This is a genomic window from Acidobacteriota bacterium (assembly GCA_016712445.1).
In the GTDB taxonomy this organism is placed as follows: domain Bacteria; phylum Pseudomonadota; class Alphaproteobacteria; order Caulobacterales; family Hyphomonadaceae; genus Hyphomonas.
Genome location: JADJRB010000001.1, coordinates 2,283,519 through 2,296,179, shown reverse-complemented (window position 1 = coordinate 2,296,179; position 12,661 = coordinate 2,283,519). Strand labels below are relative to the sequence as shown.

Sequence of the window (12,661 nt, the reverse complement as noted above, 5' to 3'; positions counted from 1 at the left end):
TCCGTTTCCCTACTCCGGCCTTGTGGCTGCCAGAGCTCCGACTTGTTCTTCTTGTCGGCCCATACTCACGCTATGGTAACCGGTGTCAATACTAATCTGGTGCGCACCGGTCAGCGCCGGACGTCCAGGCTGCCCCCGGCCATCGCGCTCTCAACTTCGGCAACTGAAACACGGTTGAAGTCACCCGGTATCGAGTGTTTCAGGGCGCCGGCGGCGACGGCAAAATCGATGATGTACTGGGGATCGCGCCCGGTCAGGATCGCGTGCAGCGCGCCCGCCGCAAACGCATCGCCTCCCCCAATCCGGTCGACCACGCCCGGAAGGTCGTGGACGGGAGACACCCAGCGCCCTGCGCGCGTGACGAATTCGCCCGCAATCGCCTGGTCGTCCACCGACGCCTGCTGGCGGGTGGTCGCGGCAATCTGCTTGAGACGCGGGAAAGCCTCGAAAGCCGCCGCATACGCTTCGGCGCGCGAAGCGAAGCTGCGCCCGAGGATCAGCGCGAGATCGCGTTCGTTGATGAAGGCCGTGCTTGCAGCCGACAGGATTTCTCTCAGGATGTCCGGTCCATTGCCTCTCCACGCCTCCCAGAGCAATGCCCGGTAGTTGCCATCGAACGACACCGAGACGCCGGCCGCATTGGCCGCCTTCACGGCCCGGATCGCAGCGTCTGCGCCATTCCGGCCGATGGCCGGCGTGACGCCGGAAATGTGGAGGAGATCCGTCCCCGGAAGGATTTCGTCCCAGTCGAGACAATCCGGAGCTGTCTGCGCGAAGGCCGAGCCTGCCCGGTCATAGGTGATGCCCGACGGCCGGCGCACCGCGCCCGGTTCGAGGAAATAGAGGCCCATCCGCTCCGGCCCGCGGCGTACATCGCCGGTGCCGACATTGTGCCGGCGCAGCTCGCCGAGCGCAGACGAGCCGAGCGGATTGTCCGCCACCACGCTCGCAAAGCGAACATCATGGCCGAAATTTGCCAGCGAAACGGCAACGTTCGCCTCGGCGCCGCCGACGCAGACCTCCAGCGTGTGGGATTGCAGCAGGCGTTCGCTGCCCGGCGCCGTAAGGCGCAGCAGCAACTCGCCGAAACAGACTACCCGAGCACCCATCCCGCGATTCTCCCCCTGCCCTGCCTACCGCGCGAGCCAGCCGCCGTCCACGGCGAGCACCGTGCCATGGACATAGTCGGCGGCCGACGAAGACAGGAATACCGCGGCGCCCGCAAGGTCCGACGGACGGCCCCATCGACCGGCCGGAATACGGCCGAGGATTTCGGTGTTGCGCTTTTCATCCGCCCGCAGAGCATCGGTGTTGTTGGTTTCGAAATAGCCCGGCGCAATGGCGTTTACGTTGATACCGTGCTTGGCCCATTCGTTTGCAAGGATGCGGGTCATGCCGACGATGCCGCTCTTGGATGAGGTATAGGACGGCACGCGGATGCCGCCCTGATAGGAGAGCATAGACGCGATGTTGATGATCTTGCCGCCCTTGCCCGCATCGATCATCGCGCGGGCCGCTTTCTGGCTGAGGAAGAAAGGCGTGCGCAGGTTGGTGTTCATCACGCTGTCCCACTCCTCGACGGTGAAATCGATCGAGTCGTTGCGCTTGATGATGCCGGCATTGTTGACGAGGATGTCGATGCCGCCGAGCGCCTCGCGGGTTTCGTCCACAATCGCGTCAACCCGTTCCAGGCTGCCGAGATCGGCCATGATGACATGCGCCTTGCGGCCCGCTTTCTTCACAAGCTCAACCGTCTCCTCGGGCGAGGACCGTCCAACAAGCGCGAGGTTGGCGCCGGCTTCCGCAAGCGCTACGGCGATGCCCTGCCCGAGGCCCGTATTGGCGCCGGTGACGATCGCGGCCTTGCCTGCAAGACTGAACGAATTGAGGCTCATGGATTCCTCCGGAACATTGTTTCGATCCCGCGGGCTCACGCCCTGCTTCAGGACGCAAGCACGCCCTTCACATAGTCTGAGATCGCCGCATCCTGCGAGTTCGCGAAAAAATACTCCTGGAACTTCTCCCCGGAGATCGCGGTCTTCAGCAATTCCTGGTCGATGGTCTTCAGTACCGTGAGCATATCGTGGCAAGACGCCTTCTTCAGATCACTGAGGATACCGCGGTTCTTGGCCATGACGGCCGCGCGCTCTTTCGGGTAACCGACACCGCGCTCGACCTCGAACAGCTTGCGATAGCAATCCTGCAGGTTCAGCTCAGCCGCCCAACCGAAGCCCTTGGCATAAGGCATGGAAATGGCGTTGCCGTCATTGATCTGGCCGAACAGGTAGGCATCCGTCGGATCGATCACGAGACCGCAGAAGATGCCCGGCATCGAGTTGCAGGCGAGGTTCGAGCCCATGCCCGTGCCGCAGCCGGTCACGATGAAGTCGGCGGCTTTCGAATTGATCAGGATGCCGGCAAGGATGCCGATCATCGGATAGGTCAGGTGCGCTTTGTCCTCTGGCGTGTACATGCCGTAGTGGAACACCTGGTTGCCAAGCGGTTCGGCAACCGTCGTGAGCGCCTCATGGACGAGGCTGCTTTTCGCGGCCTGGCTGTTCTCGATGATGAGCGCGATTTTCATGGTGGCGTCCTCCGCAGTGTCTCATTTGGTAACCGGTGTCATATCAACCCGACCGCGGGTCCGCAAGTGGTTCGCGGCGGCGGGATGGATCAATTCGCCGGCGGCGGCGCTGTCGACTCGCGCACCACGATCTCGGGCTGGAAACTGATGATTTCCTTGGGCTCCTTCCCGGCCGCCTGGTCGAGCAGCAGCTGCGCGGCGGCGCGCCCCATGTCGCGGATCGGCAGGCGCACGGTTGTCAGTCCTGGCCAGAGCCGCCCCGCAATCGGCGTGTCGTCGAAACCGACAATCGAAATGTCTTCCGGGATGCGGAGCCCAGCCTTGCGCACGGCGACATAGGCGCCGGTCGCCATCTCGTCGTTGCCCGCGAACACAGCCGTGGGCCGCCGTTTGGCATAGAGAAGGCGCTCCATCGCCTGCAGGCCCGAATCGAATGTGTAACCGGCTTCGGCGATCATCGCCGGCGGCAGGCTCCGGCCAGCCTCCACGAGGCCGCGCACGAATCCTGCCCGGCGCTCATGCGCCGAGCGGAAGGTTTCCGGCCCCTGGATGTGGGCGATGTCAACGTGCCCCTGTGAACAAAGGTGCCGCGCGGCCTGGGCCGCGCCTTCCGCGTCATGCGTGCGGATCATCCGCCCCGGCGTGTCCAGTTCCACCGACGCGATGCGCACATAATCGACCTCATGCTCGCGCAGCATGTCGACCAGTTCTTCATCCTCGGAGACCGATGGCGGCAGGATCAGGCCGAACGGCTTGTGCTGCTGGATGAAGGTGCGCAGGCGGTGCCAGTAATTGGCGTCTCCCCGGTTCACCGGCCGCAGCACCAGCTGGAAGTCGGTATCCTCCAGCCCGTCGAGGATGCCCCGCTGCATGTTCACCACGTATTGCGGGCTGGGATTGTCATACACCATGCCGACGAGGAACGACCGGCGCAGCGCCAGTGCCCGCGCCTGCGGGTCAGGCGTGAAGCCAAGCTCGGCGATGATCGCCTTGACGAGGTGCCGGGTACGCGGCTTGACCAGCGGACTCTCGTTGATCACCCGCGACACGGTCTTCTTGGACACCTTCGCAATACGAGCGATGTCGTTGATGGTGGCCCGGCCCGTCGCCCTGAAAGCCGCCGCCTCGCGCAAGGCGTCTGCGATTTCGGCTTCATGCTCGGAGTCGGGAATGTCGGTCACTGAAAGCCCTTGATGCAACGCGGAAACTTGCCAAAAGCCTGTCTCGCGCGGCGACCGGCTTTTGGCAAGTTCTGCCCGCGATCACCCGGCGATCAGGTGCCCCGGCCCTTCTGGCTCGAATCGAGCGCGTCGGGCGATGTCGGCAGCATGGTGTTTAGATCCCAGAGTGCCGGATCGAACGGCCGCGCCGTGGGCTCCACCTTTGGATAGCCGCCCACTTCGGACTGGCTGTCGATGATCTCGCCGCGCCCTTCGGCCGCGTTTGCGAGCACCCGCACATCGTGGCCGTCGCGGTCCCATGGCCGGGCGCCGGCATTGGCGAGCACGAACTTCTCAACATCGGTGGCCGCCAGCACCGGCAAGCCTTCCGGAAGCGGAAGCGGCGCACTTGCGTCAACGATCTTCGCCCGGCCGGTGGTATAGCGTCCCCGCTCAGGCAGCGCGTCGCCCTTCCAGTCGACCGCGATGTTGTCGCGCGCATAAAGCTCAAGGTCGCCGTCGCCGCCAATCATCACGAGCGGAAGACCCTGGTGGGTCGACTGGCCGCCGCGCATGACGTTTCCGATCAGGTCCATCCGCCCCACTTCATAAGGCACTGCGCCCCATTCGAGACCTTGCAGGTTGTAGTGCACCGCGCGCTGGCCGGGATCATAGATGAAGTTGTTGACGATCTGTCCGTGTACGCCCCCCTTGAACAGCGGATTGCGCTCGTAATTGTGCGCATACAGATTGGCGTAGATGAGGATGCCGCTGACATTGTCATGGATCAGCGACCCTTTGGAATGCTCGAATTTCGGGTGCGTGGCGTCTGCCAGGCCTTCGGCCACGAGGTTGTGGCTGTAGAGAATGTTGTGCGAGGTGCCGGCCCGCCAGTCGTCGGGCGTCTCGCCGGTGAAGCGCGGGCCGGACGCCGACATGTTTTCGTCAACCGCCCAGGTCAGCGAACAATGGTCGAGAATGAGGTTATAAGCGCTGGCCGTCGAGATCGAGTCCTCCGCAAAGCCGCTGCCGCGCGCTTCGCCGTTGTCTCCCGGCCGCACGCGCAGGTGCTGGATGATCACATCGTGGGTCTTTACGTCGATGCCGCCGCGGATCAGCGTGATGCCGGGTGACGGCGCTGTCTGCCCGGCGATCGTGACATCCGGGCTCGAGACCACCAACGTTTCCTTGCCGAGATCGATCACGCCGCCCACTTCAAACACGATGATCCGCGCGCCCGGCTTCGCCACCGCTTCGCGCAGCGAGCCGGGGCCCTCATTCGCCAATGTCGTTACACGGACGATCTCGCCGCCCCGGCCGCCATCGGTGATGGCCTGCCAGTCGATGGCGGGAAAAAACCATTCCGGCCCAGCCGCCGGCGCGGCCCTGGACGCGGCCTCGGCCACCGACTCCGCTTCGCCAGCGCCCGCCGGTGTCGCGCAGCCCGCCATCGGCAGGCAAACCGCGATCACCAAAGCTGCCGCAACCCTCTGGAGTTGTCCCGTCATGCATTCCTCCCGATTTCCGATTTTCGTCATTTTCTGAGCTGAGGCGACGAGAAACTGATTGACACGTCGCCAATTCGCAAGATTATGACACCGGTTTCCAAAGGTGTCTACCAGACCTTGGAAGAAAACAATTCGGCAGGCGGGCCCGCGACGGTCACGCCGCCATCAGGGGTCGAGACGGCATGGCGGATACGAATTCTCCCGGAAGGACCGGCTCGCCGGCAGCCGACGCGCGCGCTTCCGCGTTCGTCGGCGCGCGCCGTGCCGGCGCCTCGCTTCCGGCCTATCCCGGGTCCCTGCCCTCGACGATGGCGGAGGCGTATGCCGTCCAGACACAGGCCATCAGCCTGTGGCCCGACCGGATCGCCGGATGGAAGGTCGGCCGCATCAATGCGCCCTGGGACGCACAATACGGCACCGACCGCCTCGCCGGCCCGATCTTCGCCGGCCAGCTTGCAAAGGCCGGTGACGCCCCGAGCCCCATCCACCTCTTCGCAGGCGGGTTCGGCGCCGTAGAAGGCGAGATCGTTATCGAGGTCGGACAGGACGCGCCCGCATCCAAACTGGAATGGACCCTCACCGAAGCCGCTGAAATCGCAGGCGTTTTCCGCCTGGGTATGGAGATCGCGTCCAGCCCGTTTGCTGGCATCAACGATTTCGGTCCGCTCGTGACCGTGTCGGATTTCGGCAACAATAACGGTTTGATCCTCGGCGAAGAAATTCGTGAATGGCGCGCCGCCTCGCCGACCGAATGGCGCCTGCGCACCCTCATTGACGGCGTTGAAGTCGGCCAGGCCGACGCCGCCTCGATCCCCGGCGGCCCCCTCGAATCCTTCCGCGCCGTGCTCGAAATCTGCGCCCGGATCGGCCATCCGCTGCGGCGCGGCATGCAGATCACGACCGGCGCCGTGACCGGCGTTCACCCTCTTCGTCCGGGCCAGACCGCCTCCGTTGAAATGGCGGGGCTTGCTCCCATCACCTGCAGCGCCGCGCGCGCGCCCAGCTCACAGAACCAGTCGAATCCGGCCTGAGCCGCGAGACGAAAATGCAACACATGTCGGGAATGGACCACAAGATGACAGGATCGACATATTAAGAATTGCTACCGGTAGCACAAACAATTATGCTACCGGTGACATAACGAGTGGCTTCCCTTGGAGGAGGCGACCAATGACAAACGCTCAATCCTGGGAGGAGAGCAATGATGCGTTTCAAGGACACCCCCTTCAACTTCCGGCTGCTCATGGGCGCAGCTGCGGTCAGCCTGATTGCAAGCGGCGCATCCGCACAGGAACAGGAAGCTCCGGACGACAATGAAAGCCGTCAGGAAACGGTCGTCGTGACTGGCTTCCGCCAAAGCCTCCAGCAGGCCATCGCGATCAAGCGCAATGAGTCGGCCATCGTCGATGCGATCAGCGCGGAAGACATCGCCGACTTCCCCGATCTCAACCTCGCCGAATCCCTGCAGCGCATCCCCGGCGTGTCGATCGACCGCGTCGGCGGCGAAGGCCGCCAGATTACGGTGCGCGGCCTCGGCGCCGACTTCACCCGCATACGGATCAACGGCATGGAAGCCCTCGCCACAAGCGGCGCTTCCGATGCCTCCGGCGGCTCGAACCGCGGCCGTGGCTTCGACTTCAACACCTTCGCCTCGGACCTCTTCAACGAGCTGAAGGTCACCAAGACCTCGTCCGCCTCGATCGACGAAGGCTCGCTCGGCGCAACAGTCGACCTGCGCACCGCCCAACCGTTCGACTATGACCCGGGCATGACCGCCGCGGGCTCGGTCCAGCTCGGTTACAATGACCTCTCGGAAGAATCGAGCCCACGTTATGCCGGCCTCCTCTCCTGGAAAAACGACTCGGGCACCTTCGGCGCGCTCGTCTCGGTCGCCTATTCCGACCGGACGATCATCGAAGAGGGCTTCTCCACGGTGCGGTGGCAGGACGCGAACTTCGCAGCCGTCAACGGCGCCGCCTGCCCGGCCGGCCCGGACTGCTCGCTGATCGACGTCAACTCGAGCATCTACCACCCGCGCATCCCGCGCTATGGCCGCCTGACCCACGAACAGGAGCGTCTCGGCATCACCGGCTCGCTGCAGTTCCGTCCGACCGACGCGACCACCGTCTCGCTCGACGTCCTGCACTCCGACTTCGAAGGCACACGCGAGGAATCCTACCTCGAAGTGTTCATGCGGAGCCAGGAGAACCGGTTCTCGGTAACCGATTTCTCGATCAACCCGAACAACAACACGATGGATTACGGCGTCTTCGACGTGACGCCATTGGCGAACGGCACACACCCCATCCGTTCGGAAAACCGGTTTGACGAACTGCAAACCACGTTCACTCAGTATACGGTCGATGTGGATCACGAATTCACCGATCGCCTGCGCGGCGACTTCGTCGCCGGACAGGTCATCTCCGAATTCGACAACCCCGTCCAGACGACGATGTTCTTCGATGCGCTCGGCACGGTCACCGGCTACTCGTATGACTTCCGCGGCAATTCCGAAACGCCGTTCATCGATTTCGGTTCGCTCGACGTCACCGATCCGACCGAGTTCGCGCTGACCGAATACCGCGACCGTCCGCAATACGTCGACAACAAGTTCGAAACGGTTGCCGGCTCGCTCGCCTACGATCTGAACGACAGCCTGACGCTGCAGGGCGGCGCCAGCCTCAAGCAGTTCGAATTCCGCACGACCGAGTACCGCCGTGAATCGACTTTCGGCTCGCTCGTCTGCGGCCTCCCGACCGTGTCTTGTCCGGTCGGCGCAGTCGGCCTGCCGATCACGCCGGATCTCGTCACGCTCGTCAGCGGCTTCGGAAGCGGCCTCGGCGCACCCGGCGGCATCGACACGAGCTGGATTGCACCGGACGTTCTCGCGGCTGCCGACCTGCTTGGCATCTACAGCATTCCCGGCGTCCTGCAGGCCGGCAACGACCGCAAGGTTGAAGAAGAAGATCTGGGCGCATTCGCCCAGCTCGACTTCCGCACCGAACTGGGCACCATCCCGGTTCGCGGAAACGTCGGTGTACGGTATGTCGAAACGACCACGACCTCCACGGGTCAGGTCAGCGGCACGCCGGTCACGGTCGAGCGCACCTATGAAGATACGCTGCCGTCCGCGAACGTGACCTTCGAACTGCGCGACGACTTCCTGCTCCGCGTTGCGGCCGCCAAGGTGATGGCACGTCCGTCCCTCGGCAACCTGACGCCGGGCGGCTCGCTCGACAGCTTCAACGGCCCTCCCTACCGCTACAACTCGGGCAACCCTGCCCTCGATCCGTTCCGCGCAACCACCTACGATGCTTCGTTCGAGTGGTACTTCCAAGATGAAGGCCTGCTTGCCCTTGGCCTGCCCCTCAGCAGTGGTCCGCCAGATTTGTTAGCCCGGCGGTTTCACGGTAGCGGCGTTCATGCTGCCACCTCCCCATAGTAAGGCGGCATGAACGCCGCGGGCAAGATGGCTTTTGGGGCGGGTGGTTTGTAGCCGAGGGACGAGTGCGGCCGGGCGGTGTTGTAGTGTTGCCGCCACGCTTCGATCAGGATCTTTGCCTCGCGCAGATCGAAGAAGATTTCCCTCGCCAGCAACTCGTCGCGCAGCTTGCTGTTGAAGCTTTCGCAATAGCCGTTTTCCCATGGGCTGCCAGGCTCGATGTAAAGCGTCTTCACGCCGATGCGTTCGAGCCATTCGCGCAGAGCTTTAGCAATGAACTCGGGGCCGTTGTCGGATCGTATGTGCTCGGGTGCCCCGTGATGAACGAACAGCTCGCCCAGCGTGTCGAGGACATCCCTGGAGGAGAGCTTGCGCTCAACCCGGATAGCGAGGCACTCGCGTGTGTACTCGTCGATCACGCACAGCATACGGAACACCCTTCCATCGTGGGTGCGGTCCTGGACGAAGTCATAGGACCAGACATGGCCTTTGTGCGCCGGCCGCAGCCGCACACACGAGCCATCATTCAGCCAGAGACGGCCGCGTTTTGGTTGTTTCATCGGTACTTTCAGCCCCTCTCGCCGCCAGATGCGGTAAACCCGCTTCTCGTTCACATGCCAGCCATCGTCCCTGAGCAGGGCCGTGATCCGCCGGTAGCCGTACCGACCAAACCGCTCTGCCAGGCGAGTGATCGCCGTTGTCACGGCGTCTTCATCGTCTCGCCGGATGTGCGGCTTACGCTGGGTCGAACGATGCTGGCCGATCACGCGGCACGCCCGGCGCTCAGTCACGCCAAGCTCTTCCACCACATGATCGACCGCAGCGCGCTTGCGGGAGGGGCTCAGAACTTTCCCTGAGCAACCTCCTTGAGGATCTGGTTATCAAGCGTGAGGTCGGAGACCGCCCGGCGCAGACGCTGGTTCTCCTTCTCAAGGTCCTTCATGCGCTTCGCCTGGTCGACCTGCAGGCCACCATACTCTTTGCGCCAGCGGTAATAGCTCTGCTCCGTCACACCCACGGCACGCGCCGCCGCAGCAGCTGTCTCACCGCGGGCAAGGCGAACCTCCACCTCCCGCAGCTTCGCAATGATCTCTTCAGGCTTGGCTCTCTTGCCCATGTCTCAACTCCATAATCGGAGCCGGGACTAACTCAAATACTGGACCACTTTGCGGGAGGCAGACCAAGGTAGAGGCTGAGATAAAGGAGCGGTTCGTCGAGGATTCCCTGCTCGCAGAGATACAGCGTGATCAGCAGGCGCCCGAGCCTGCCATTGCCATCGAGGAACGGATGGATCGTTTCGAACTGAACATGCGCGAGGCCCGCCTTGATTAGAGGCGGCAGGCCGGAGTCCGTTTCGTGCAGGAAAGCCTCGAGATTGCTCATGAGATCCAGCACATGTTGCGGCGGCGGCGGCACGAACAGGGCGTTTCCGGGCCGTGTCCCGCCGATCCAGTTCTGCGAGCGGCGGAACTCGCCTGGCTGCTTCGTGCTTCCCCTGCCCGACGACAGGAGGATGGCGTGCATTTCCTTCAGCAGGCGGAGCGATAGCGGGAACGCTCCGCGGATGCGGTCGAGGCCATGCGTCAGCGCCGCCACATAGGTCGAGACTTCCTCGACGTCATCGAGCGGTACGCCGGGAGCGGCCTCATCTTCGTAGAGGAGCAGGTCCGACAGCGAAGACTGCGTCCCTTCGATCTGGGATGAAAGCAGCGCTTCCTTGCGCACGTACATGTAGAGGAAGAGAGAGGTGTCGGGCGCAACGCTGCGCACGCCGTCCAGCCGGCCGAGGGCAAGCATGGCCTCGCTGGCGAGGACCGACAGGCCGGCCATGTCGATCGGGGGCCGCGGCGGCAAGTCCGGCGGCAGGAAGGCGCGCACGGTCTCGCCGGTGACGGTGCTCGTCACCCATTTGCCTTTCCGGCCGGAGTCCTGCGGTGCTGCCATGATTCATCCTTTAATAGCGCCCAATCGTTATTAAAGGATAACTCTGTACGCTTTAATAGTCCGCAGGTGCAGCTAAAGGCTCGCGCCTTGTCGGGCAACGAGAAAATCGCCGAGTTCAGCCCATACCGCTAGGCGAAAAGCTTTAGCGTCCCAATAAGCCGGGCCCAGATCTTAAAGACTCGCGCCCGTTGCCCGAATCTTTCCATGACGGATGTGTCATGGCGCTACATATCCGCGATTTCCGTCAAAGCGACGCGGCCGGGCTCTCCCGGCTGAGCGAGACCGGGCACCTGCTCGGCGCCTTGCCCGCACCTGACGCCGAACTGCGTATCCTCGCAGGCCTCCGCGACAGCCAACTCGCAAGCGCGATCTGGCTCAGCCTGGATGCCGACACGGGCATCATCCCAGCCATCCTTGTGGACCACACTGCCGGTTGGCAATCGGACGTGCGCGAGCTCGCCGCAGAAGCAAGCCTCTGGCTTGCGTCGCGCGGCGCAGCCCGAATTGAGTTCCGGATCATCCCGCGAGACGAGGACCTGCTAGCCGGGCTGCTCGATATGCAGTTCAAGGCCGACGACCGCGCCGGGATCATGCAGCGGACAATGCGGGTTCGCAGCGCCGCCTGAACCCGGCTTCCGATCAAGCGCCCGCGACCCCTCTGGCCGCAATCGCTTCAGACGCCCTCGATCCAGAACACACTCGCGGCCAGTGGGAAGCGCGCGGCGCGCGCGTCCGCCGGCGAGTCCCAGCCCTAGGCCTGCAGACGGGCAACCGGATCCTCAGTGAGCCTCGCCGGGCAGGCCGCCAGGCCGGACAGACCCGCGCGACCGCGCGGGCGGACCGCGAAGAAGCTGGGCCTCTTCAGGCCAGGATACGCTGTGGCCCGACGTTCGCGCCAAGAAGTTCCATCAGGTATCCGCCATCCTTCAGGGCCTCAGCCTTGCGGACCAGATACCTGAGCGTGTCCTTCATCGAGCCCCGGTCGTCATTCCATTGCTCCGCGACCTTTTCCCGGCCGTAGATGGTCTCTGCAATCTCGCGCCGGTTCATACCGCAGGCGATGCCATCGAGTGCGATGAGACCGTCGCGCAGGATCTGGGTCGTCTTGGTCCAGAGGGGTTGGGAGAGATCAGGCCCGTCGCCATAGATCTCAAGCGCCGCTTTCTGGACCTTGAGCTTGCGCTCGTAGGCCGTGATGTCGGAGATTGTCAGTTTCATGCGCACAGGCTCGAGCCCGATCAGCGACATACCGGTACACCTGACCTGCACAACGCAGCCCTTGCCGCGCGTGAGCAGAAACTCCCGGCCCTGATGATCACTGATATGGGTCATCTGGCAGAAGGGCATGCTCCGCTCCCAGATATCGCAGGTCTGGTCGGCGGCGCGCGGGCTACAATTGATTTCGACCTGGTCCGGGAAGGCTGCGCGGTTCCAGACGACATCGGCGTCAAAGCCATTCTTGCTGGGGTCCGGCATCAGGACCAGTCCCCAGCGCTCAGCGAGCGTCTGGCTGGTTCGTGCCTTCAGCATACGGATGGGTGCGCATGGCGCCATGCGCTCGGAAATGTCATCGTTGCTGCGCACGGATGCATCCCGGCGGAACTCTTCATTGCGCCGCAGATATTCCCAGGCCCATCGATCCATAGAGAGCCGCGAGAGATAGTCGTAGTCCGCCAGAATTCCTGAGGATTCGAGAGTGAAAATTTTCATCGGCATTGCCTCCACGGCGCATGCCAAGCAAATATGATTCCACTTAAGCGATTTACTATTGCTCTCCAAGGAAGTTAACATCGATTGCTGATTTGTTAAGGCTTGAGCCGTTTGGGATCATCTTCGCCCTTCAGTGTTCATCAAGACAACCATTTTGCACCCGTATTCCGCGCATAGCGCCCGGCTGCATAATATGGCCCGCGCTCCAACTCCCCAAAAGCGTCCGTTCCCGGAACAATAGAGCCTGGAATTGAAGCCAAGGTTTGATCCAATGACGGACACATATGAGACAGAAAGCACCCGGCGCCGCCTG

The 12,661-nt window shown here is 63.2% G+C and carries 11 protein-coding genes; 3 read left to right on the top strand and 8 right to left on the bottom strand.

Going from position 1 to position 12,661, the window contains the following annotated elements:
* Positions 1–110: 110 nt before the first annotated feature.
* From IPK75_11665 to IPK75_11645, 5 genes are all read right to left on the bottom strand, one after another.
* A complete protein-coding gene (locus IPK75_11665; protein ID MBK8199013.1) occupies positions 111–1,109 on the bottom strand; it encodes a sugar kinase in 999 nt (332 codons plus the stop codon).
* A 24-nt stretch (positions 1,110–1,133) separates the two neighbouring features.
* A complete protein-coding gene (kduD, locus tag IPK75_11660) occupies positions 1,134–1,895 on the bottom strand; it encodes a 2-dehydro-3-deoxy-D-gluconate 5-dehydrogenase KduD (protein ID MBK8199012.1) in 762 nt (253 codons plus the stop codon).
* 47 nt (positions 1,896–1,942) lie between these two features.
* On the bottom strand, positions 1,943–2,584 hold the full coding sequence (locus IPK75_11655; GenBank protein ID MBK8199011.1) for an RpiB/LacA/LacB family sugar-phosphate isomerase: 642 nt from the start codon (positions 2,582–2,584) through the stop codon (positions 1,943–1,945).
* An 89-nt stretch (positions 2,585–2,673) separates the two neighbouring features.
* On the bottom strand, positions 2,674–3,717 hold the full coding sequence (locus IPK75_11650) for a LacI family DNA-binding transcriptional regulator (protein MBK8199010.1): 1,044 nt from the start codon (positions 3,715–3,717) through the stop codon (positions 2,674–2,676).
* Positions 3,718–3,857: 140 nt separating this feature from the next.
* Positions 3,858–5,252: a pectate lyase gene (locus IPK75_11645; protein ID MBK8199009.1), complete on the bottom strand. Its 1,395-nt coding sequence runs from the start codon at positions 5,250–5,252 to the stop codon at positions 3,858–3,860.
* A gap of 182 nt (positions 5,253–5,434) precedes the next feature.
* Between IPK75_11645 and IPK75_11640 the strand changes: the two genes are divergently transcribed.
* Positions 5,435–6,283, top strand: a complete 849-nt coding sequence (locus IPK75_11640) for a 2-keto-4-pentenoate hydratase (GenBank protein MBK8199008.1) — start codon at positions 5,435–5,437, stop codon at positions 6,281–6,283.
* 170 nt (positions 6,284–6,453) lie between these two features.
* Complete coding sequence (locus IPK75_11635; protein ID MBK8199007.1) at positions 6,454–8,694, top strand: TonB-dependent receptor; 2,241 nt, start codon at positions 6,454–6,456, stop codon at positions 8,692–8,694.
* Here the strand turns inward: IPK75_11635 and IPK75_11630 are convergent.
* A protein-coding gene (locus IPK75_11630; GenBank protein MBK8199006.1) for an IS3 family transposase occupies positions 8,673–9,811 on the bottom strand; the annotation gives its coding sequence in 2 pieces (ribosomal slippage) (positions 8,673–9,550 and positions 9,550–9,811; 1,140 coding nt in all). The two genes, IPK75_11635 and IPK75_11630, sit on opposite strands and share 22 nt — an antisense overlap.
* 32 nt (positions 9,812–9,843) lie before the next feature.
* Positions 9,844–10,638, bottom strand: a complete 795-nt coding sequence (locus IPK75_11625; protein ID MBK8199005.1) for a Fic family protein — start codon at positions 10,636–10,638, stop codon at positions 9,844–9,846.
* Between the two features lie 218 nt (positions 10,639–10,856).
* Here IPK75_11625 and IPK75_11620 point away from each other — a divergent pair, with 218 nt between their 5' ends.
* Positions 10,857–11,264, top strand: coding sequence for a hypothetical protein (locus IPK75_11620; protein ID MBK8199004.1), 408 nt, complete (start codon positions 10,857–10,859; stop codon positions 11,262–11,264).
* 235 nt (positions 11,265–11,499) lie between these two features.
* Here the strand turns inward: IPK75_11620 and IPK75_11615 are convergent, their stop codons facing one another.
* Positions 11,500–12,348, bottom strand: coding sequence for a DUF2285 domain-containing protein (locus tag IPK75_11615; GenBank protein MBK8199003.1), 849 nt, complete (start codon positions 12,346–12,348; stop codon positions 11,500–11,502).
* Positions 12,349–12,661 lie beyond the last annotated feature (313 nt).

Coding starts and splice junctions, on each gene's coding strand:
- IPK75_11665 (MBK8199013.1), bottom strand. CDS start 1,109: ATGGGTGCTCGGGTAGTCTGTTTCGGCGAGTTGCTGCTGCGCCTTACG.
- IPK75_11620 (MBK8199004.1), top strand. CDS start 10,857: ATGGCGCTACATATCCGCGATTTCCGTCAAAGCGACGCGGCCGGGCTC.
- IPK75_11615 (MBK8199003.1), bottom strand. CDS start 12,348: ATGAAAATTTTCACTCTCGAATCCTCAGGAATTCTGGCGGACTACGAC.
- IPK75_11645 (MBK8199009.1), bottom strand. CDS start 5,252: ATGACGGGACAACTCCAGAGGGTTGCGGCAGCTTTGGTGATCGCGGTT.
- IPK75_11635 (MBK8199007.1), top strand. CDS start 6,454: ATGATGCGTTTCAAGGACACCCCCTTCAACTTCCGGCTGCTCATGGGC.
- IPK75_11655 (MBK8199011.1), bottom strand. CDS start 2,584: ATGAAAATCGCGCTCATCATCGAGAACAGCCAGGCCGCGAAAAGCAGC.
- kduD (MBK8199012.1), bottom strand. CDS start 1,895: ATGAGCCTCAATTCGTTCAGTCTTGCAGGCAAGGCCGCGATCGTCACC.
- IPK75_11625 (MBK8199005.1), bottom strand. CDS start 10,638: ATGGCAGCACCGCAGGACTCCGGCCGGAAAGGCAAATGGGTGACGAGC.
- IPK75_11640 (MBK8199008.1), top strand. CDS start 5,435: ATGGCGGATACGAATTCTCCCGGAAGGACCGGCTCGCCGGCAGCCGAC.